This is a genomic window from Rhodoferax sp. LS1R11 (assembly GCF_056521395.1).
Map to the genome: position 1 here is coordinate 54,850 of NZ_JBWMAW010000007.1, position 20,492 is coordinate 75,341.

The 20,492-nt window shown below is 58.3% G+C and carries 21 protein-coding genes; 7 read left to right on the top strand and 14 right to left on the bottom strand.

Annotated elements, in window-relative coordinates; all coding sequences use genetic code 11:
• Window positions 1–17: 17 nt before the first annotated feature.
• Both chrA and AC097N_RS10380 read right to left on the bottom strand, forming a co-directional pair.
• On the bottom strand, window positions 18–1,412 hold the full coding sequence (gene chrA, locus AC097N_RS10375; RefSeq protein ID WP_479580882.1) for a chromate efflux transporter: 1,395 nt from the start codon (window positions 1,410–1,412) through the stop codon (window positions 18–20).
• Window positions 1,409–2,260: a chromate resistance protein ChrB domain-containing protein gene (locus tag AC097N_RS10380; RefSeq protein WP_479580883.1), complete on the bottom strand. Its 852-nt coding sequence runs from the start codon at window positions 2,258–2,260 to the stop codon at window positions 1,409–1,411. The genes chrA and AC097N_RS10380 overlap by 4 nt, the downstream gene beginning before the upstream one ends.
• 330 nt (window positions 2,261–2,590) lie before the next feature.
• On the opposite strand from AC097N_RS10380, the gene AC097N_RS10385 reads away from it, so the two are divergent.
• Window positions 2,591–3,688, top strand: a complete 1,098-nt coding sequence (locus tag AC097N_RS10385) for a type I restriction endonuclease (RefSeq protein ID WP_479580884.1) — start codon at window positions 2,591–2,593, stop codon at window positions 3,686–3,688.
• Between the two features lie 92 nt (window positions 3,689–3,780).
• Here AC097N_RS10385 and metW read toward each other — a convergent pair whose 3' ends face one another.
• Both metW and metX read right to left on the bottom strand, forming a co-directional pair.
• On the bottom strand, window positions 3,781–4,362 hold the full coding sequence (gene metW, locus AC097N_RS10390; RefSeq protein WP_479580885.1) for a methionine biosynthesis protein MetW: 582 nt from the start codon (window positions 4,360–4,362) through the stop codon (window positions 3,781–3,783).
• Entirely contained in the window at window positions 4,359–5,549 is a 1,191-nt protein-coding gene (gene metX, locus AC097N_RS10395) for a homoserine O-succinyltransferase MetX (RefSeq protein WP_479580886.1), read from the bottom strand. The genes metW and metX overlap by 4 nt, the downstream gene beginning before the upstream one ends.
• A 320-nt stretch (window positions 5,550–5,869) precedes the next feature.
• On the opposite strand from metX, the gene AC097N_RS10400 reads away from it, so the two are divergent.
• The 3 genes from AC097N_RS10400 (at window position 5,870) to AC097N_RS10410 (ending at window position 8,199) form a co-directional block, all read left to right on the top strand.
• Window positions 5,870–7,072 (top strand): ammonium transporter, encoded by a 1,203-nt coding sequence (locus AC097N_RS10400; RefSeq protein WP_479580887.1) that lies wholly within the window; start codon window positions 5,870–5,872, stop codon window positions 7,070–7,072.
• A gap of 181 nt (window positions 7,073–7,253) precedes the next feature.
• Entirely contained in the window at window positions 7,254–7,379 is a 126-nt protein-coding gene (locus AC097N_RS10405) for a hypothetical protein (RefSeq protein ID WP_479580889.1), read from the top strand.
• Window positions 7,380–7,752: 373 nt separating this feature from the next.
• Window positions 7,753–8,199 (top strand): RNA recognition motif domain-containing protein, encoded by a 447-nt coding sequence (locus AC097N_RS10410; protein ID WP_479580891.1) that lies wholly within the window; start codon window positions 7,753–7,755, stop codon window positions 8,197–8,199.
• Window positions 8,200–8,309: 110 nt separating this feature from the next.
• Here AC097N_RS10410 and AC097N_RS10415 read toward each other — a convergent pair whose 3' ends face one another.
• The 4 genes from AC097N_RS10415 to AC097N_RS10430 are packed head-to-tail and all read right to left on the bottom strand — an operon-like array spanning window position 8,310 to window position 11,271.
• Window positions 8,310–9,086 (bottom strand): SDR family oxidoreductase, encoded by a 777-nt coding sequence (locus tag AC097N_RS10415; RefSeq protein WP_479580893.1) that lies wholly within the window; start codon window positions 9,084–9,086, stop codon window positions 8,310–8,312.
• Between the two features lie 24 nt (window positions 9,087–9,110).
• Entirely contained in the window at window positions 9,111–9,728 is a 618-nt protein-coding gene (lptC, locus tag AC097N_RS10420) for an LPS export ABC transporter periplasmic protein LptC (RefSeq protein ID WP_479580894.1), read from the bottom strand.
• On the bottom strand, window positions 9,725–10,270 hold the full coding sequence (locus AC097N_RS10425; RefSeq protein WP_479580895.1) for a KdsC family phosphatase: 546 nt from the start codon (window positions 10,268–10,270) through the stop codon (window positions 9,725–9,727). Before AC097N_RS10425 ends, lptC begins: the two co-directional genes overlap by 4 nt.
• On the bottom strand, window positions 10,270–11,271 hold the full coding sequence (locus AC097N_RS10430; RefSeq protein WP_479580896.1) for a KpsF/GutQ family sugar-phosphate isomerase: 1,002 nt from the start codon (window positions 11,269–11,271) through the stop codon (window positions 10,270–10,272). The genes AC097N_RS10425 and AC097N_RS10430 overlap by 1 nt, the downstream gene beginning before the upstream one ends.
• 44 nt (window positions 11,272–11,315) lie before the next feature.
• Between AC097N_RS10430 and AC097N_RS10435 the strand changes: the two genes are divergently transcribed.
• Together AC097N_RS10435 and AC097N_RS10440 are read left to right on the top strand one after the other, a co-directional pair.
• Window positions 11,316–13,301: a monovalent cation:proton antiporter family protein gene (locus AC097N_RS10435; protein ID WP_479580898.1), complete on the top strand. Its 1,986-nt coding sequence runs from the start codon at window positions 11,316–11,318 to the stop codon at window positions 13,299–13,301.
• Window positions 13,302–13,367: 66 nt separating this feature from the next.
• The gene (locus AC097N_RS10440) at window positions 13,368–13,922 is read left to right on the top strand and encodes an adenine phosphoribosyltransferase (protein ID WP_479580900.1); all 555 of its coding nucleotides are present in this window, start codon (window positions 13,368–13,370) and stop codon (window positions 13,920–13,922) included.
• Window positions 13,923–13,937: 15 nt separating this feature from the next.
• Here the strand turns inward: AC097N_RS10440 and AC097N_RS10445 are convergent, their stop codons facing one another.
• The 6 genes from AC097N_RS10445 to rpmH are packed head-to-tail and all read right to left on the bottom strand — an operon-like array spanning window position 13,938 to window position 18,729.
• Window positions 13,938–14,636, bottom strand: coding sequence for a hypothetical protein (locus tag AC097N_RS10445; RefSeq protein WP_479580902.1), 699 nt, complete (start codon window positions 14,634–14,636; stop codon window positions 13,938–13,940).
• 46 nt (window positions 14,637–14,682) lie between these two features.
• Window positions 14,683–16,095, bottom strand: a complete 1,413-nt coding sequence (gene mnmE, locus AC097N_RS10450; RefSeq protein ID WP_479580904.1) for a tRNA uridine-5-carboxymethylaminomethyl(34) synthesis GTPase MnmE — start codon at window positions 16,093–16,095, stop codon at window positions 14,683–14,685.
• Window positions 16,096–16,127: 32 nt separating this feature from the next.
• Window positions 16,128–17,840 carry a membrane protein insertase YidC gene (gene yidC / locus AC097N_RS10455; protein ID WP_479580906.1) on the bottom strand — a complete coding sequence of 571 codons (1,713 nt, stop codon included), beginning with the start codon at window positions 17,838–17,840 and terminating at the stop codon, window positions 16,128–16,130.
• The gene (gene yidD / locus AC097N_RS10460; RefSeq protein ID WP_479580908.1) at window positions 17,837–18,109 is read right to left on the bottom strand and encodes a membrane protein insertion efficiency factor YidD; all 273 of its coding nucleotides are present in this window, start codon (window positions 18,107–18,109) and stop codon (window positions 17,837–17,839) included. The genes yidC and yidD overlap by 4 nt, the downstream gene beginning before the upstream one ends.
• Window positions 18,106–18,540, bottom strand: a complete 435-nt coding sequence (locus AC097N_RS10465; protein ID WP_479580909.1) for a ribonuclease P protein component — start codon at window positions 18,538–18,540, stop codon at window positions 18,106–18,108. Before AC097N_RS10465 ends, yidD begins: the two co-directional genes overlap by 4 nt.
• A gap of 54 nt (window positions 18,541–18,594) precedes the next feature.
• Complete coding sequence (rpmH, locus tag AC097N_RS10470) at window positions 18,595–18,729, bottom strand: 50S ribosomal protein L34 (RefSeq protein WP_066096666.1); 135 nt, start codon at window positions 18,727–18,729, stop codon at window positions 18,595–18,597.
• Window positions 18,730–18,994: 265 nt separating this feature from the next.
• Here rpmH and dnaA point away from each other — a divergent pair, with 265 nt between their 5' ends.
• Window positions 18,995–20,407, top strand: a complete 1,413-nt coding sequence (gene dnaA, locus AC097N_RS10475; protein ID WP_479580911.1) for a chromosomal replication initiator protein DnaA — start codon at window positions 18,995–18,997, stop codon at window positions 20,405–20,407.
• The last annotated feature ends 85 nt before the right edge of the window (window positions 20,408–20,492 follow it).

Below are 20,492 nucleotides of genomic sequence, written 5' to 3' on the forward strand. Positions count from 1 at the left end.
GGCGGTGGCCGCCGGTGTCAGGCCCAACCCGCCAGACGCAAGCCCAGCCCCGCCAGCGCGCAGGCCGCAATGACAGGAATCACCCCCACCTTGTAGCGCAGCAGGGCCACCGCAGCACCCGCCGCGAGCGCCAGCGCAGCCAGATCAAGTTTTGAGACAAAACTGCCTGTAGCGCCCGTCCTGTAAGCGATGTGCACTATGAAAAACAGAGCAAGATTGGCCATCACCCCCACCACCGCCGCGGTGATGGCCGTGAGCGGCGCCGTGAACTGCAGCTTGCCGTGGGTCGACTCCACCAGCGGACCGCCCGCCAGAATGAACACGAACGACGGCAAAAACGTGAACCACGTCACCACCGTGGCCGCCAGCGCCGCACCAAGGAACAGCGCGTCCGGCCCCAGCACCTGCTTGCTCCAGCCGCCCAGAAAGCCGACAAACGCCACCACCATGATCAGCGGGCCCGGCGTGGTTTCCCCCAGCGCCAGACCGTCCATCATCTGCGTGCCGCTGAGCCAGCCAAACTGCTCCACGCCGCCCTGGTACACGTAGGGCAACACCGCGTACGCACCGCCAAACGTGAGCAGCGCCGCCTTGGTGAAGAACCAACCCATTTGCGTGAGCGCACCGCTCCAGCCCTGCCACGCCACCAGCACCCCCATGGGCAAGAGCCACAGCAAGCCGCCCACCGCCAGCACGGTTGCCAGGCGTGATTTTTTGAAACGGGCATGCCCCGGTGTCGGCGTCGCGTCGTCGATCAGGGCCGGGCGATGCAACGGGTCTTGCGCCCTAGAAGTGCCATGCCCCCCTGCGCCCGCAAACTGGCCGGGCACCAGGCGCTGCCCCAGCCACCCCACCAGCGCAGCCCCCAACACCACCCACGGAAAGGGCACGTTGAATACCGCAATCGCTATAAAACTAATAGCTGTTACCGCAGGCAGGACGGGCGCCTTGGCCGGATTCTTTAAAACCTTCGAGCCAATGCGGTGCACCGCCTGCAACACAATGGCCGCCACCGCTGGCTTGATGCCGTAGAGCAGCCCCGCCACCCAGGGCACGTTGCCAAAAGCCACATAGACCCAGCTCAGCCCAATCAACAAAAACAGCGACGGCAGCACAAACAGGGCCCCCGCCGCGATGCCGCCCCAGGTCCGGTGCATCAGCCAGCCGATGTAGGTGGCGAGTTGCTGCGCCTCGGGCCCGGGCAGCAGCATGCAGTAGTTCAGCGCGTGCAGAAAGCGCCCCTCGGAGATCCAGCGTTTTTCTTCCACCAGCTCGCGGTGCATGATGGCAATCTGCCCCGCCGGACCGCCGAAGCTGATGAAACCGAGTTGAAGCCAGAACTTGAGGGCCTCGAAAAATGAGACCCCGGGCACGCCCGCCTTGTTGCCAGAAGTAGAAGTGGGTGCGCTCATGCGGGTTTCCAGTTGTGGGGTTCGTCGGTTCCGGCCACGGCATCGCGGCACCAGGCATACAGGGCGTCGTACACCGGCATCAAGGCCTCCAGCATCGCGGCGTCGTCAGGAATGTTGCGCGACATGCCCAGGGACACGGCCAGCAAGCCCGCCGCCTGCGGTGCCAGATCCAGGCGGTCGGTATCGGCGCCGCGCACGATGGTGGCCAGCAGGGCCAGCGCCGTGTCAGCCCCGAGCCGGTAGATGTCAATGAAGGCGTCAAAACTGCACCGTTCACCGCGGTGGGTGAACCGCGTGTCGGCCACCCCGGCGTTCACGTCATAGGCCGTGGCCTGCTGGCTCTCAGCCACGGCACGCACCTGCGACGTGGGCACGTACAGAAATTCGGCCCCTGCATCGACAAAACGGCGCACCAGCCACGGGCAGGCGATGCGGTCAATTTTGGGTCGCTCACGGGTCACCCAGCGGCTGGCGCTGCCTGTGGGCTTGGGGGCCAGGGGCAGGCCCAGTTCGCGCCATGCCTCGATGCCGCCTTGCAGAAATTGCGCGTTGAGGCCGCGCGCTCGCAAAGCCCGCATGGTGTTTTGGCTGACCTCGTGGCCATGAACGCAGTAGACCAGCACGGCAGCGGCCGCAGGCAAGGTGTCAACCCAGGCCTCCCACTGCAGCGGGTCCCGCCGCAAGGCGCCGGGCAAGGTGTAGCCGGAGGCGATGAACGAGTCGTTCTTGCGCACATCGATGACCAAGGGGGCATTGTGGTGTTGCAAGGCCTCGGCCAGCGCGCCAGGCGCGCAGGAAAAAGCCGACGCATCGGAAGACGAAATTGCAGACGTATTGGTGGTGTCCATGAAAAGTCCAGTGAAGGTTGCAGCGATTGGACGGGACACCGTCTTGGGTCTCTGAGGAGACCGATGCCGGGGAGCTGAAGCCCCGACTGAATCACTTTAGCACAGGCAAAGCGCCTGAAAGACATCCTAGCGTGCCACAAGCATTTGGGTAGATGCACACAAATAGCACGAATCCATCGTGCGGTTGCGTTGAATGCATTCGAATTCGGTAAAAACGGAAGAGCACCCATTTCCCTTGCGGGTTACATTCAGTGCGGCAAAAAGTGAAATTACCAATATTCACTTGATGCATTTTTCTAAATATTATTCAAATCCAAAGGGACGGTATTCATGGACTTCATTGATCAACTTCGTGCGCTTGCATCGCGTATTGCCAACACCAAAGACATCATTCAAACGGAGGAGGCAACAAAAAATGCAATGGTTATGCCCTTCATCCAAATCTTGGGATACAACGTTTTTGATCCCCTTGAAGTTACGCCTGAATTGATCGCTGATGTGGGAACAAAAAAAGGCGAGAAGGTTGACTACGCAATTTTGAAGGATGGAAAACCAATCATGCTTTTTGAATGCAAAAAGTCAGGGGCGGATTTGAACATCAATCATGCTGGCCAATTATTTCGATATTTTCACGTCACCGCAGCACGTTTTGGCGTCCTGACAAACGGACTCACTTACAGATTTTTCACTGATATTGAGCAGCCTAACAAAATGGATGAAAAACCATTTTTTGAGTTCAGCATTCTTGACTTCAAAGAGCGCGACGTTGAGGAGTTAAAGAAATTCGCAAAAGTTGCTTTCGATCTCGACACTATTCTCACCACTGCCAATGATCTGAAATACATGCGTGCGATTCAGAATCGCCTGGCTGAGTGGATGACAAATCCGTCTGAGGATTTTGTTAGGTTGGTTTCGTCTGAATTGCTAGGAAGCAAACGCTTCACACCTGCAGTCAAAGATCAGTTCACCCCGATCACCAAACGGGCTTTTGAGCAACTGATTGGTGAGCGAATCAATGAACGACTGAAGGTTGCAATGTCGCCAGAATCAGTTCCTATGGTTGAGTCATCACTCATCGTGACGCCCGTAACCAATTCCTCCGAACCACAAATTGCAACATCCGCAGAGGAAATTGAAGGTTTTTACGCTGTACGGGCCATTCTTCGAGGGCTAGTTGGCGCGAAGCGAATCGTAATGCGCGATGCCCAAAGTTATTGCGCCATTCTTCTTGACGACAACAATCGGAAGCCACTTTGCCGACTGCGGTTCAACAATACGCAGAAGCTCCGTATTGGACTATTCAATGAAAAGAAGGAAGAGGTACTGATGACACTTGAAAGTGTTGATGACATCTTTAACTACGCCGATCAATTGAAAGCAACGCTCTCTTTGCATAACTCAGATCAAGTGGTGACTGCGAAGGAATAGGACTACGGGTGCCGATGGCACCACGCCGAGGTGCCGTTCACATTTGCATGTGAAGTTGATTTCTTTGGCGGCATTCGATGCGGCCTATTTCTTCAGCGCGACAAGGTATAGACCGACGTCCCAGCCAGCAAATTCGGCGCAAAACGCACGGTGCGGCCGTCTTGCAGGCCGAAGCTGTCCATCACCTTCAGGCCGCTGCGTTCAGCCAGCACGCCCAGGTCGGCGTGGGTGCCCACCCGGATGTTGGGCGTGTCGTACCACTGGTAGGGCAGGCGGCGGGTCACGGGCATGCGCCCGCTCAGCACACTGAGGCGGTTGGGCCAGTGCGCAAAGTTGGGGAAGGCCACGATGCCCACCCGCCCCACACGCACGGTCTCGCGCAGCATGACCTCGGCGTTGCGCAGGTGCTGCAGGGTGTCGAGTTGCAGCACCACGTCAAACGAGGCGTCGCCAAACATGGCCAGGCCTTCGTCCAGGTTGAGCTGGATGACGTTGACGCCGCGCTTGACGCAGGCCAGCACATTGGCATCGTCGATCTCGACCCCGTAGCCGGTGCAGCCACGCGTTTGCTGCAAGTGCGCCAGCATGGCGCCGTCACCACAGCCGAGGTCAAGCACCCGCGCGCCCTGGGGCACCAGCTGGGCAATGGCGTGTTTGGTGGCGATGTCGGTCATTGGGCAACTCCCACTTCTTGGGCCACGCTATCAAAATAAGAGCTGATCACGCTGGTGTAGCGGGCGTCATCGAGCAAAAAGGCATCATGCCCGTGGGGCGCATCGATCTCGGCATAACTGACGTCGCGCCGGTTGTCGAGCAGGGCCTTGACGATCTCGCGGCTGCGTTTGGGTGAAAACCGCCAGTCGGTGGTGAAGCTCACCAGCAAGAACTTGGCGCTGGCGCGCGCCAGCGCATGGCTCAGGTCGCCGCCGTAGGTGCGGGCCGGGTCAAAGTAGTCCAGCGCCCGGGTGATCAGCAGGTAGGTGTTGGCGTCAAAGTACTCGGCAAACTTGTCGCCCTGGTAGCGCAGGTAACTCTCGATCTGGAACTCGGCCTCCAGCGTGCTGTAGAGATAGGCCCCCACGCTGTCCGCTTCGCGTGATGCGCGGCCCGGCGCGGCGGCGGCCTCTTGGCGCACCGCCGAGCGCAGCTGGCGCCCAAATTTCTCGTTCATCACGTCGTCGCTGAGGTAGGTGATGTGGCCAATCATGCGGGCGATGCGCAGGCCGCGTTTGGGCACAGTGCCGTGCTCGTAAAAATGGCCGCCATGAAAATCCGGGTCGGTCACGATGGCGCGGCGCGCGACTTCGTTGAACGCGATGTTCTCGGCCGTCAGGTTGGGCGCGCTGGCAATCACCACGGCGTGGCGCACGCGGTCGGGGTATTGCAGCGCCCAGCTCAGGGCCTGCATGCCACCGAGCGAGCCGCCCATCACGGCGGCCAGCGTCTGGATACCCAAGACGTCCAGTAAGCGGGCCTGGGCGTTGACCCAGTCTTCGACCGTGACCACCGGAAAATCAACGCCGTAGACCCGCCCGGTGTCGGGGTTCAGATGCATGGGGCCGGTGGAGCCAAAGCAGGAGCCCAGGTTGTTGACGCCAATGACAAAAAACTTCGTTGTGTCCAGCGGCTTGCCCGGGCCAATCATGTTGTGCCACCAGCCCTCGGACTTGTCCTGGCCCGCATACACGCCCGCCACATGGTGCGAGGCATTGAGCGCGTGGCAGACCAGCACCGCATTGGAGCGGTCGGCATTGAGGGTGCCGTAGGTCTCAAAACTCAGCGAATAGTCGCGTAGCTGCGCACCGCTTTGCAAGGGCAAGGCGGCCTCGAAGTGCATGGACTGTGGTGTAGCAATCAACATAAAAAAACCCGGCTGCGCTGAATGCGGAGCCGGGTGCCTGGTAGGGGTAGCGGTGGCCGTATTTAGCTGAATTTCGAAGCTCATCGGCTTCGGCGCCCGCAATCGTGGATCAAATCGGCGCTGGAGATAAGTATAAATCCAAGTGCGCGGGTCACGTCTCGCGGCCGGGACCGACCTGCTTTGAGCAGCCCATGCACCGTTCTGCACAACTATGAACTTGCAAAGCTCAATTTGGCTCGATTTTTGCTTTATTTTGGTGCGTTTTCATTTGCATACAAATAAACGCACCAATACAACTCAATTAATCCAAAGAGGTTCTCATGGAAGCACTAAAACAGGGCGCAGACACCCTGTTCATCCTTCTCGGCGCAGTCATGGTGCTGGCCATGCACGCTGGTTTTGCATTTCTGGAGCTCGGCACCGTGCGCCGCAAGAACCAGGTCAATGCGCTGGTCAAGATTCTGGTGGACTTTTCGGTCTCCACGGTGGTGTACTTCATCGTCGGTTACGGCGTGGCCTATGGCACCAGCTTCTTTGTCGGCGCCGAGGTGCTGGCGGCCAAAAACGGCTATGAGCTGGTCAAGTTCTTCTTTTTGCTGACCTTCGCGGCCGCCATTCCCGCCATCATTTCGGGCGGCATTGCCGAGCGCGCCAAGTTCTGGCCGCAGCTGATTGCCACAGCGGTGATCGTGGGTTTTGTGTACCCCTTCTTCGAGGGCATCGTATGGAACCAGCACTGGGGTGTGCAGGCCTGGATCAAGGGCCTGACCGGTGAAGAGTTTCATGACTTTGCCGGCAGCGTGGTGGTGCATGCCCTGGGCGGCTGGATTGCGCTGCCCGCCGTCATGCTGTTGGGCGCCCGCGCCAACCGTTACCGCAAGGACGGCGGTATCTCGGCCCATCCGCCCTCGAGCATCCCGTTTCTGGCGCTGGGGGCCTGGGTGCTGACCGTGGGCTGGTTCGGCTTCAACGTGATGAGCGCACAAACGCTGGACAAAATCTCCGGCCTGGTGGCCGTGAACTCGCTGATGGCGATGGTGGGCGGCACGCTGGCCGCGCTGGTAGTTGGCAAAAACGACCCCGGCTTTGTGCACAACGGCCCGCTGGCCGGGCTGGTGGCCGTGTGCGCGGGCTCTGACCTGATGCACCCCATGGGCGCCTTGGTGGTGGGCGCGGTGGCTGGCGGCATCTTTGTCTTCATGTTCACGCTCACGCAAAACAAATGGAAGATTGATGACGTGCTGGGCGTGTGGCCCTTGCATGGCCTGTGCGGCACCTGGGGCGGTATTGCTGCCGGTATTTTCGGTACCAAGGCCATGGGCGGTCTGGGCGGTGTCAGTTTGGGCGCGCAGTTCATCGGCACGGCCATGGGCGTGGCCTGGGCGCTGGCGGGTGGGCTGGTCGTTTACGGCCTGCTCAAAGCAACCCTGGGTTTGCGGCTGAGCCAGGAAGAGGAATACGACGGAGCCGACCTGTCCATCCACAAGATCAGTGCCTCGCCCGAGCGCGAAGCCAACTGGTGACTTAATGCTACTGAATTAATAGCTACTACTGCACAGTGAACGGGGGCTACAGCCCGATTAGCCTTAAAAATCAGGCCAAGCGCCCGCCCAGGCCCAACATCAGCAGCACGGACAAGGCCTCACGCAAGCGTGGCCGCAACTGGGCGCCAGGCGCAAATGCAGGTCGGCAGGGTCGTGCGCCATGAGCAGCGCGAAACTACGGGGGTCCGCGGCCCGGTTGGCCGCACTGGCGCACCTGTGCAGCCGCCCACTCGGCAGTCGCGACATCGGCAAGGTAGGGCTCGTTGGTTCATTTGAAGACGCCTAAGGATTGAAAATTCAATACAACCAGCTGGAACGATGTTGACGTGCGACGCTCAAGCAAACTGGTTGTAGCTTGGTCAGTGCGTTATCGTCTTTCTCACACCCGACGTCGGATTTTTGTGCGATTCAGAGTGCTCCACACCGCGCTCTCTTCGGAAAACACCTCTTCGGCAAAACCGCTTAGCACCAAATCCTGTCTTTCTTCAAAATAATTGGAGAAATTTAAAACTTGACGCATAATGCAGTCGTATTGTCGAAATATCGGCGGTATTAGTTTGCGGTGTTTAGTCAGTTTCGCGTCTGCTTTAAGTCTTCATTGGTTTGTTGTAGCGGTTTTAGACTCCATCGCGTTTTGAGTTATTTTGAGGAGTCCTTTCATGGGCAACAAACTTTACGTAGGCAACCTGCCTTATTCTTTCCGTGACGAAGACCTGCAACAAGCATTTGCAGCACACGGAACTGTCACCAGCGCCAAAGTCATGATGGAACGTGACACCGGCCGCTCCAAAGGCTTCGGCTTTGTGGAAATGGGCAGCGATGCTGAGGCACAAGCTGCTATCAACGGCATGAACGGTCAACAGTACGGTGGCCGCGGTCTCGTGGTGAACGAAGCCCGTCCAATGGAAGCACGTCCTCCCCGCACTGGCGGCGGCGGCTTCGGTGGTGGTGCTGGCGGTGGCGGCGGTGGCGGCGGTTACGGCGGCGGCGGCGCTGGCGGCGGCCGTAGCGGTGGCGGCGGTTACGGCGGCGGCGCTGGCGGCGGCGGCGGTCGTTCCGGCGGCGGCGGTGGCGGTGGTTACGGCGGTGGCCGTAGCAGCTACTAAGCACTCGACTGGCCTTGCGCCAACCGAAATTAAGGGCCCTTGCGGCCCTTTTTTCATGCCCAAAAACTTCAACTTCTCTTCTGGTTCACCTGTTTGACGGCGCGCTGCTTTCAGCCCCCCGTGTTGCGGGGCTTTCGCGGCCGACCCGCAAAGGCTTTGTCGAACACCACGTTGGGCAATAGGCGCAGCAGCTTGGCCACCACACCCATCTGCCATGGAATCACGAGATAACTCACACCCGCCTCAATCGCTTTGAAGGCCTTGTTGGCAAAGTCCTGCGGTTGCATCAAAAACGGCATCGAATACGCATTTTTTTGTGTCAACGGCGTGTCGATATACCCTGGACAAAGCGTCACCACACGGATGCCACTGCCGCGCAACTCACCCCGCAAACATTCGCAATAACTGATCAGGGCGGCCTTGCTGGGGCAGTTCGCGCCATGACCAGGAAAACCACGAATGCCATTGACGCTGCCTATGCCCACCAAGGCGCCCGCACCACGCTGGACCATCGCCGCCAGGAAGGGATGAAAAGTCGCAGCCGTCCCGGTGTTGTTGGTAGCAAAGGTTTTGGCCATTACGTCAAGGTCTGCGCGCTGCCCCGTGTCCACACCGATGCTGATACCCGCACAGGCAATCACCACATCCGGTACCCCCTGTTGCGCCAGACAGGCCTGGCCCGCCGCCACGATGCTGTCAGACACGGAGACATCAGCGCTATATATTTGATAGCGATCTTCGCTTATCTGGCGTGCGCTCACCCATGATTCGACTTCGTGTGTGCGCCGAGCTACCAGCGCCAGTGAATACCCTGCCTCATAGAAGCGCCAGGCCAGCGCCTGGCCGATGCCGCTGGAGGCACCGGTAATGAACACGAGACGGGACATCGGCGACCTCCGGACGTTTAGTGCTTATTTGGCGGGCTCAGGCACCAGCGTGCCTTTGACCCGTCCTCTGAGCTGAATCACCCGGCTGATGTTGTCAAACGACATTGAATCGGCGGTGAACTGGTCTTTGCCGCGTATCAACTCAACCGGCTTATCCGATTCAATTCGCTCGGTATTCATGAAAGCATGCAGATACTCACCACGGAATTCCACGCTGGGCTGGGTGCGCCCTGCTTTATCAACCGTCAGTTCACGCACCACCCGTGCATTGCCAATCAACTGGACCTCGGAGGCATCACTATTCGTCAGGGCGCGGCTGGCCGTTGCAGTGGTCAGACGGCCCTCGTCGTTGAACGAGCGAATACGGACCAAATCGATTTCAAGCGAATCGGTGTCTGGAAAGTGCCGCGCATCGGCGCCGAACACTTCACTCTTGAGGCGGCCCATCCCGTCAAAGGTTTTGACGGAAAACTTGCGCATGAAATAATCTGCATCGTGCCCCACCGCTGTTTCCTGCTCGGCGGGCAGCAGCATGGGCGTGCTTCGAACCAGCCAATAAGTGCCCAGCGCCAGCAGGCCCATGAGCAGCACCGGAAGGTACAGCGACAGGCGGTCCCACCCCGCTCGAATCAGCGTGATCACCGGGTAAATTCCTCCAGCAGGCTGGCGTACTTGCCACTGGCGACCAGCAACAAGTCACACAACTCTCGGGCGGCCCCATCGCCACCCCGTAGCCGCGTGACGTAGTGCGCTATCGCTTTGACTTCCTCATGGGCATTCTGCGGAGCACAGGCCAACGCACAGCGCCGCATCACCGGCAGATCGGGCCAATCGTCTCCCATCGCCGCGGCCTGGCGCCAATCGAGCCCCAGCGTCTTGAGCGTTTGCTCGGCCGCCGGACGTTTGTCTTCCGTGCCGAAATGCACGTGTTCAATGCCCAGTGCCTGAAGACGCACGCGCAGCGGTTTGGAGTCACGCCCGGTAATCACCGCGGGCGTGATACCCGCGCGCTGCAACAATTTAAGACCGTGGCCGTCCAGCGTGTTGAAACGCTTGATTGTTTCGCCTGCCTCGGTGAAATAAATACTGCCATCGGTCAGCACACCGTCCACATCAAAGAAAACGACACGAATACCTTGCGCCTTGAGCAGCAATTCGGGGGCGAAGTTCAGTGCAGGGTTCATCAAATCACCTTCGCCCGCATCAGGTCGTTGCTGTTGAGCGCACCGCAGAGCTTGCCTGTCGCATCCAGCACCAGTACGCTGGTAATACGGTGCAGTTCCATCAACTCGGCGGCCTCCACCGCCAGGGCGTCACGTGCCACCGTGCTGGGCTTGGCGTGCATCACTTGCTCTGCGGTACAGGCCCGCAGGTCCATCCCTTTCTCGACCAACCGGCGTAAATCACCATCGGTAAAGATGCCCAACACGGTCGAATCATCCGCCACGATCGCTGTCGCGCCCAGCCCCTTGACACTCATCTCGCGCATCAACTCACTGAAAGTGGCCTGGGGACCGACTTTGGGCACGTCATCCCCGGAACGCATCACATCACTGACATGCGTCAGCAGCTTGCGTCCCAGCGAACCGCCGGGATGCGATCGCGCGAAATCCTCCGCCTTGAAACCACGCGCATCGAGCAACGCCACGGCCAGTGCATCACCCATGGCGAGCTGGGCCGTGGTGCTGGCCGTCGGCGCCAGGTTCAAGGGACAAGCTTCTTTTTCAACCCCGCAGTTCAACACCACATCGGCGTGCAGGCCCAGGGAGGATCCCGCATTGCCCGTCATGGCAACCAGTGGCGCGCCCAGACGCTTGAGCACCGGCAGGATGGCTGTCAGCTCCGCTGACTCGCCGCTGTTTGAAATAGCCAACACCAAGTCGGCAGGCTTGATCATGCCAAGGTCACCGTGGCTCGCTTCCGCCGGGTGCACAAACATGGCGGGGGTCCCCGTGGATGCGAGGGTCGCTGCAATCTTGCGGCCAATATGCCCGCTTTTGCCCATGCCCATGACCACCACACGACCGCTCACGCCCAGCATCAGCTCCACCACGCGAGAGAAAGAATCATCCAGGTGCCGTTTCAAGCCCAGGACGGCGGCGGCCTCGATGTCCAGCGTTTCCCGGGCCAGACGAATGGCCTGCATCGGATTAAAAGGGGGAGACTTGGTTTGTTGACTTGTCATCCGTGCATTTTATCGGTGGGTCCGTGTCTTGCTAGTATCGAAGGATGAGCCCGCTCGAACTCACTCTCTTTTACCTCCTGGCAGCGGTGCTGGGTGTGGTGGCTTGCCGAACCCTGAAACTGCCGCCCATGCTGGGGTACCTGGCCGTGGGCGTCTTGATTGGACCCAATGCACTGGCGTTGGCAAAAAATGCCGAAGGTGTGCGCCATCTGGGTGAGTTCGGTGTGGTGTTCCTGATGTTCGTCATCGGACTGGAGTTCAACCTGTCCAAACTGCGCGCCATGCGCAACCATGTGTTCGGGCTGGGCTTTTTCCAGGTCTTGCTCACCATGCTGTGTGCCACGGCCGCCGCGTTGGGTCTGGCGTGGGCTGCGCCCCAACTGTGGGGCATGGGCTGGCAAACTGCGCTGGCACTTTCAGGCGCGCTGGCCATGAGCAGTACGGCCATCGTGGTCAAGCTCATGACCGAACGGCTGGAGATGGAGTCCGAGCACGGCAAGCGGGTCATGGGAGTGCTGCTGTTTCAGGATCTGGCGGTCGTGCCCTTGCTGGTGTTGATTCCGGCTTTGGGCGCCCCGGGGGAGCAACTCTTTGAAACACTGGGATTGGCGATGCTGAAGGCTGCCGGGCTGATTGCATTGCTGCTGGTTGGCGGGCCGCGCGTCATGCGCTTCTGGCTAACCGCAGTGGCAAGACGCAAAAGCGAAGAGCTGTTTGTGCTGAACCTGCTACTCATCACTCTGGGCCTGGCCTGGTTGACTGAGGTGGCGGGCTTGAGCCTGGCACTGGGCGCCTTCATTGCTGGCATGCTGATCTCGGAGACGCAATACAAACACCAGGTGGAGACCGATATCCGGCCCTTTCACGATGTGTTGCTGGGCCTGTTTTTCATCAGCATCGGGATGATGCTGGACTGGCGGCTGGTGTTGGAGCGTTGGTCCCTGGTGCTCTTGTTGGTGACTATGCCGGTGTTGTTCAAGGCGGCCCTGGTCACCCTGCTGGCACGCGGGCTGGGTGCCACCGCCGGGGTTTCATTGCGCACCGGGCTGTACCTCGCGCAAGCAGGCGAATTTGGGTTCGTGCTGCTCACACTGGCGCAGGAAAATTCCCTGGTACCGCCCGCTCTGTTGAACCCGATTCTGGCCAGCATGGTGCTCTCGATGCTGGCGACCCCGTTCATCATTCTGTACAACAACCGCATCGTCATGAAATTGGTCAGCAGCGAGTGGTTGCAACAGTCCTTGCAGATGACCACGATCGCCCGCAAGTCGATCAACGTGAACAAGCACGTCATCATTTGCGGCTACGGCCGTTGCGGCCAGAACCTGGCCCGCATGCTGGAGGGCGAAGGGATTCCCTACATGGCACTGGACCTGGACCCAGACCGTGTGCGCCAGGCTGCGGCGGCCGGTGACTCTGTGGTGTTCGGCGACGCCTCCCGGCTCCAGGCCTTGATGGCAGCCGGACTGGCCCGTGCCAGTGCGGTGGTCATCACCTACCTGGAAGTGCCGGGCGCCATGAAGGTGCTGTCCAACATCCGGGCCCACGCGCCGCAAGTGCCCGTGATTGTGCGCACACAGGATGACCATGACCTTGAAGCACTCCAACAGGCGGGCGCCACCGAGGTGGTGCCAGAGGCCATTGAAGGCTCGCTGATGCTGGCCAGCCATGCGCTGGCCCTGGTGGGTGTGCCCATGCGCCGGGTGATCCGCATTGTCCAGGACCAGCGTGATGCCCGCTACAACCTGCTGCGTGGTTATTTCCACGGTGCGGACGACGACTCCATGGAAGAACGCCATCAGGAACGCCTGTCCACCGTGACACTGTCGATGGGCGCAACATCCATTGGGAAGACGGTCAATGAACTCAGCCTGACATCTCTTGATGTCCGTCTTGTCAGCCTGCGGCGCAGCGACGGCAAAACCATCGCCGTTGATCGTGATCCGGTGATCAAAATGGGGGACACGCTGGTCCTGTCAGGCAAAGCCGAGATGCTGGCCATGGCCGAGCAGAAACTGCTGCAGGGCTGAATCGAGTCGGACCGCCTGAAACAGGCAAGAGGCACAATACGACTTCAAGCCCCAACCTGATGAGCCATGCAAAACCAAAGCGTCAACCAATACCTCCGAGATCACATTCGCACCGTTCCCGACTGGCCGGCGCCCGGGGTGCAGTTTCGTGACATCACGCCTTTGTTGCAGGAGGCCAAGGTCTTCAGGGTGTTGATTGACGCCTTTGTCCACCGGTACATGGACTCGACCGTCCGCCCCGATGTGGTGGCAGGGCTGGATGCCCGCGGCTTCATTCTGGGTGCGGTCGTGGCGTATGAACTCAACGTGGGCTTTGTGCCGATCCGGAAGAAGGGCAAGCTTCCCTTCACGACCGTGGAAGAAACCTATGAACTGGAGTACGGCAGTGCCACGGTTGAACTGCACACAGACGCCGTCAAGCCCGGAGACCGCGTGTTGCTGATTGACGACCTGATTGCAACCGGCGGCACCATGATGGCAGGCAAGAAACTGCTCGAAAAATTGGGCGCCATTGTCATGGAAGGCGCTGCCATCGTCGATTTGCCGGAGTTGGGCGGCTCAGACAAACTCAGGGCATCCGGTTTGTCACTTTTTACCCTGATTGACTTCGCGGGGCACTGACAGCGCAACTAGTTGTCAGGTCAAATCACCGTATTGGGTACCACTCAGCGGCGAAGTACGCCGATCAGGCGGCACCAGAAGGGTGTCTTCGAACTCTTCGGGCGGAGCCGGGTTGCGTCGCCCTGTGGTAACGATCTTGCCGGGCACCAGTTGATCAGATCCCTGAACCACCGTCCCCAGAGCGCGCTTGAAGGCCGCTACTTCTTCTTCCTGAATAGGTTCGTACGCAGGCGACTTGTGTTCCTCCGCATGAGTGGCCTGGGGCTGCCCCCGCGACAGGCCTGCGGTGACTTGCTCACTGATGCGCCAATACAGGGCCGTAATCAGCATGTCATGTCGCGCTTTGGCCATTTGTGCAATCAAGGCTTCAATTTCAGCCAGTCGCGCAGCGTCACAAACGGATGGATTGGCGAGATCCATCATGATCACATACTGTGATCCCTGCGAATCCAGCGAAAGTACCTTGAATTTGTAGGTGGCCGCCAGGACGCCCACACGGAGCATGGCATCACGCACCACACTGTAAATAAGTTCACGGCGCTCGAGACGGACGTTCTTGCGATTGTCAGCTAGACCCGTTGGCGAACTCCCGCCGTGCTTCATCTCCATTTGCGGGGATGAAGCACCGGGCATACGGGAATCGACATAGGCGGGCCCGTCGGCCACGTCAGTCTTGCCGCGAAACAGGATGAGGAACCGGTTGAATATCGACATTTGTTCTTTCAAGTCAACGCCACATGGTGATGCGGTCTCCGTATGACTATTTTCCGATACAGAATTGGGAGAATATCACCCCGAGAAGGTCGTCAGAGCTGAACTCACCGGTAATCTCGCTGAGCGCATTTTGGGCGAGGCGAAGCTCTTCGGCCAGCAGATCGAGTGACTGGGCCTGGGCCGCCAGATGCGCGCTGGCGTGCATCAAATGGTCGTCTACCCGGCGCAGCGCCTGGACATGCCGCTCCCGTGCAATGAAAATGCCCTCGGAAGTGGACTGCCATCCCGCGAGTTCAAGCAGCCGGCGCCTCAACGCGTCCAAACCCGCACCGGTTTTGGCAGACATCGTCAACCCGCCCTCATGAGCCGGCGCCGTGCCAGCCGCATCGGACTTGTTCCAAATATCGATCACGGCGACTCTTGAAGTGAGTTTTTGTGTCAAAGCCCTTGTAATCAAGGCGTCACCAGCGATGTAATCAATCGCATTGATACGGGTGAGATCATGCAGAAACAGCACGGCATCAGCCGTTTCGATAGCATCCCAGGCGCGCGCGATACCAATTTTCTCGACCTCATCATCGCTGTCGCGCAAGCCCGCTGTGTCGATCACATGCACGGGAACACCTTCAATCTGAATGGTTTGCTGCACCTTGTCACGCGTGGTGCCGGCAATCGGTGTCACGATCGCCAACTCGGCCCCAGCCAATGCGTTGAGCAAGGAGGACTTACCCGCATTGGGCTGCCCTGCGATGACGACCTTGATGCCCTCCCGAAGCAAGGCGCCCTGGCACGCCCGCTGCAACACGGCCTGCAGAATTTGCTGCAATTTTGATAGCTGTCCATGCGCGTCCGCCTTGCGCAAGAAGTCGATTTCTTCTTCGGGGAAGTCCAACGTTGCCTCCACCAGCATCCGCAAATGGATCAGCGCATCACGCAGAGCGTGAATTTCTTTGGAGAAAGCCCCTGTCAGGGAACGGCTGGCACTGCGCGCCGCGGCCTCGGTACTGGCATCAATCAGATCAGCAATCGCCTCGGCCTGTGCGAGATCAATCTTGTCATTGAGAAATGCCCGCTCCGAGAACTCCCCCGGGAGGGCCACCCGCAAACCGGGCAACCGGGGCAAATGACGCACGTTATCGAGTTCGGCGGCGGCTTCCATGCAACGGGCCAACAACAGCTGAAGCACCACCGGCCCGCCGTGCGCCTGCAACTCCAGGACATCTTCACCAGTGAAGGAGTGAGGAGCAGGGAAATAAATCGCCAAACCCTGGTCAATGGGGGACCCCGCCCCGTCAAGAAACACCGTATAAGTGGCTTCGCGGGCCTTGAGTGAGCGTGCCGTCAGGGCCTGAATGAGGCCTGCAATGTTTTTCCCGCTGACCCGCACAATGCCCACCGCACCCCGACCCGGGGCGGTGGCAATGGCGGCAATAGGATCTTGATGACGGGGAAGCGACACAACGACTCAGTGACCTCCAGCGGTCAAAACCATCAGAACTTGGGCAAATTGAACTGGGGTGGCACGCCCATGCGGGTGTTGATCACCCACTGTTGTGCGATCGACAACACGTTGTTGGTGATCCAGTACAGCACTAGGCCGGCCGGGAAGAAGAAGAACATGACGCTGAAGGCCAAGGGCATGATCCACATCATCTTGGCCTGCATGGGATCCGGCGGCGCGGGATTGAGGGCCGTCTGCAGCACCGTGGTCAGGGTCATGAACAAGGGAAGAATGTAGAAGGGATCAGGCGACGACAAGTCGTGAATCCACAAAACCCAGGGCGCATTGCGCATCTCAACGCTGGACAACAGGACCCAATACAGGGCAATGAAGACCGGGATCTGAATCATGATCGGGAAGCAGCCCCCCATCGGATTCACTTTTTCTTCACGGTAAATACGCATCATCTCTTGCTGCATTTGCTGCGGCTTGTCTTTCAGACGCTCGCGCATTTCCGTAATTTTTGGATTGATGGCCTTCATTTTGGCCATGCTGGCGTATGCCTTGGCGTTCAACCAATAAAAGGCGGCCTTCAGCAACAGCACCAAAGCCATGATGGACCAACCCCAATTGCCAATAAACGAGTGAATCTTGTCCAGCAGCCAATACAACGGCTTGGCCAGAATCGTGAGCCAGCCATAGTCTTTGACCAACTCTAGCCCGGGCGCCATGGCTTCGAGGACTTTTTCCTCCTGAGGTCCGGCAAAGAACTTGGACTCAACGGCCTTGGTGGTACCAGGCGCAATAGCATCCAGCGGCGTGATCATGCCAACGGCATACAGATTGGTATCCACCTTGCGCATGAACAGGTCACGCTTGATACCATCGCCCAACAACCATGCGCTAGCGAAGTAATGCTGAACCATGGCGACGTACCCGTTTTCAGCCGTCTTTTCGATATCAACCTTGTTTTTTTCGATGTCGGTGAATTCCACTTTCTGGTACTTCTTGGCATCGGTGTAGATCGCCGGGCCGGTGAAGGTGGAATAGAAAGAGGACTCGCCTGGCGGCTTGTTGCCATCACGCACCAATTGAAGGTACAACTGTGGTGCAACCGCTGTCGCGCCCACGTTGACCACCTCATGCTTGACCGCTACGGCGTAGGCGCCACGGGTCAGCGTGTACGTCTTCACCAGTTTGACCCCACCCAACTCGGGCGATTCAAAACGAACGATCAGGTCTTTGTTGCCGTCGACCAGGGCCCGATCGCCAGGCACCAGAGTCATCACGGTCTTGTGGGTTGGCAGCATACCGCCCGGCGTCGCAGAAATCAGGCCTGTTTGCGCCATGTAAATGCGATCCTTGCTGCTGTCCAGCAGAACAAAATTCCGGGACTTGTCAGCCATATCCACGTGCTTGACGAATTCAGTCTGGATGACGGATCCACCCTCAGTGTCAAAAGTCAGCTTGAGCACATCCGTCGTCACAACGACCTTCTCCCGCGGAGCAGCCACCACATTGGCCGCTATTTCGCCCGGGACAGCGTTCGCTGGCGTCTGCGTATTGCTGGTCGCAAGCACGGGTACAGGCACGCCCGTCGCTGCACTGGAAGCAGGCAGAGAAGGATTGGCGGCCACAGCAGTCTTTGCGGGGCCTGGGAAGAAGGTTGCTTTGTGGCCGTTGTATACCTGCCACTGATCCCACAGTAAAACCATGGAAAAGCCAAAAACCACCCACAAAATGGTGCGGCGAATATCGTTCATGAAGACTTCTTTTGATTGGAAGAGGGAATCAGCTGGGTAAAGAGCCGGGGGGTTTCGGTGGGCACAGGATCATGTCCGCCGGCACACCAAGGGTGACAGCGGGCAATGCGCGCCAATGTCAAATAGCCGCCAGCGGCTGCACCATGAAACTGTAAAGCCTGCAATGAGTACGCAGAACAAGTGGGCTCGAACCGGCATGAAGATCCCAGCCACGGACTGAGAAACAAGCGGTAACCCTTGACCAGAGCAATCAGCAAGGCTTTGATCATGGTGAACTCGATGGAACTGCCGGCAAGGCCTGGCGCACCGTCACCCTGGCAAACAACTGCTGCAACTCCAGACGCACAGCCGCCTTGAGCGCTTCGGACGTGGCACTCAAAAAATGGACACGATCGAAACCAGCACGCAAACGAACAACATGTGCAGCAACAGGCATAGCCGATTCAAAATCGGCACTGACCGCGTAAATCTGTCGCTTGATCGCGTTGCGGGTGACAGCTCGCTTCGCCCATCGCTTGGGCACCATGGCGCCCAACCACACCGCTTGCACAGCAAAAAGCGCCATGGAGGCATCGCCAGCACTCATGCTGACTGGGGCAGCATCAAGCGCCACACGATGCAAAGCAAAATGCGTTGTACGAGCCACGGTTCCGCCAGCCAGCACAGCCTGAAACTGGCTTCGCGTTTTCAGTCGCTGCAATTTAAAGCGGCGCCAAAACAACTGATCAGCTGCGCGCTTTTAGGGCAGTCAAATTCAGACTGCGAGACGCTTGCGGCCTTTGGCGCGACGAGCATTGATCACAGCACGGCCGCCACGGGTTTTCATACGAACCAGAAAACCGTGAGTACGGGCGCGTTTGATCTTGGAGGGTTGGTAAGTGCGTTTCATTTTGGAAATCCTAAAGGGCTCAATGTCGGCCCGCCACTGCTAGAAATTACTAAAAATGGGTGGGCCGCTGTCTTGTCACCCCTGAACACAATCAGGGGAACCGCGGATTATCGCAAATTTTCTCAATCGAGGCAACACCTTACACAAGATACCGATCGCTGCACCAAAGGTGCATGAGGTCGCATCAAGCTTGTGGATAAATTCTTGATAATTTACAATGGAAGGCACAGCAATTTATAACTATCCACAGAAGCTGATACCACCAATGACAGAGGGACAATTCGCCAGCCAGCCTGGCTCGACCGGCAATGGCGCAGGGCAAAGCCTGTGGCAAACCTGCATCGATCAACTTGCGCAAGAGCTTCCTGAGCAGCAGTTCAACACCTGGATAAAACCACTCACAGCGCGGGTCACCGACGACCTCACGAAAGTCACTATTTTCGTGGCCAACCGGTTCAAGCTGGACTGGATCCGGGCGCAGTACAGCAGCCGCATTTCCAACTTGCTTGAGAAGCTGTCTGGTCAATCAGTTCAGATAGAGTTAGCACTCGCTCCGCGGGAAATCGTTCCCAGAAGCCAGACCTCCCAGCGCTCGGTTGAACCTATCGCGATGGATGAAACCGTCGACGTGGGTGAAGACCGCGTCCCGGACAACCTCAAGAACCGCCTCAACACAGCCTTGACGTTTGACACCCTGATTGAAGGTACGGCCAACCGGATGGCACGCGCCGCTGCCATGCACGTGGCGGGTATGCCAGGGCACTTGTACAACCCGCTTTTTATCTATGGCGGCGTCGGTTTGGGCAAAACCCACTTGATGCATGCGGTGGGCAACCGGCTGCTGGCAGACAGGCCGTCTGCCAAAGTTCTCTACATCCATGCAGAACAGTTTGTCTCTGATGTGGTTAAGGCCTACCAGCGCAAGACTTTTGATGAATTCAAGGAGCGTTATCACTCCCTGGATTTGCTGCTGATTGACGATGTTCAATTTTTTGCCAACAAAGAACGCACCCAGGAAGAGTTTTTCAACGCGTTTGAAGCCTTGTTGGCCAAAAAATCACACATTGTGATGACGAGTGATACCTATCCGAAAGGTCTTACCGATATTCATGAGCGACTGGTGTCGCGCTTTGATTCCGGTTTGACCGTGGCCATTGAGCCCCCGGAACTGGAAATGCGGGTCGCCATTCTGATCAACAAAGCACGGGTCGAAGGCATTGAGATGCCGGAAGAAGTGGCATTTTTTGTCGCTAAAAACGTGCGCTCCAATGTGCGCGAGCTTGAAGGTGCCTTGCGGAAAATTCTGGCCTATTCCCGCTTCAACCAGAAAGAAATCTCGATTCTGCTGGCCCGTGAAGCGCTGCGCGATCTGTTGTCCATCCAGAACCGTCAGATTTCGGTGGAAAACATCCAGAAGACCGTGGCGGATTACTACAAGATCAAAATTGCGGACATGTACTCAAAGAAGCGGCCGGCCAGCATTGCCCGGCCGCGCCAGATTGCCATGTACCTTGCAAAAGAACTGACGCAAAAAAGTCTGCCTGAAATTGGCGAGCTGTTTGGAGGACGTGACCACACGACCGTGCTCCACGCCGTACGCAAAATTGGCGGCGAACGCCAGCAGATGACCGAACTGAACCAGCAACTTCATGTGCTTGAGCAGACGCTCAAAGGCTGATCCCCCTCATAAAAATGGGAAAATGCCGGTATTTGCCCAAACACGCTTGCCTGCGCGTTATTGATTTGAATGAAGACATTAAATA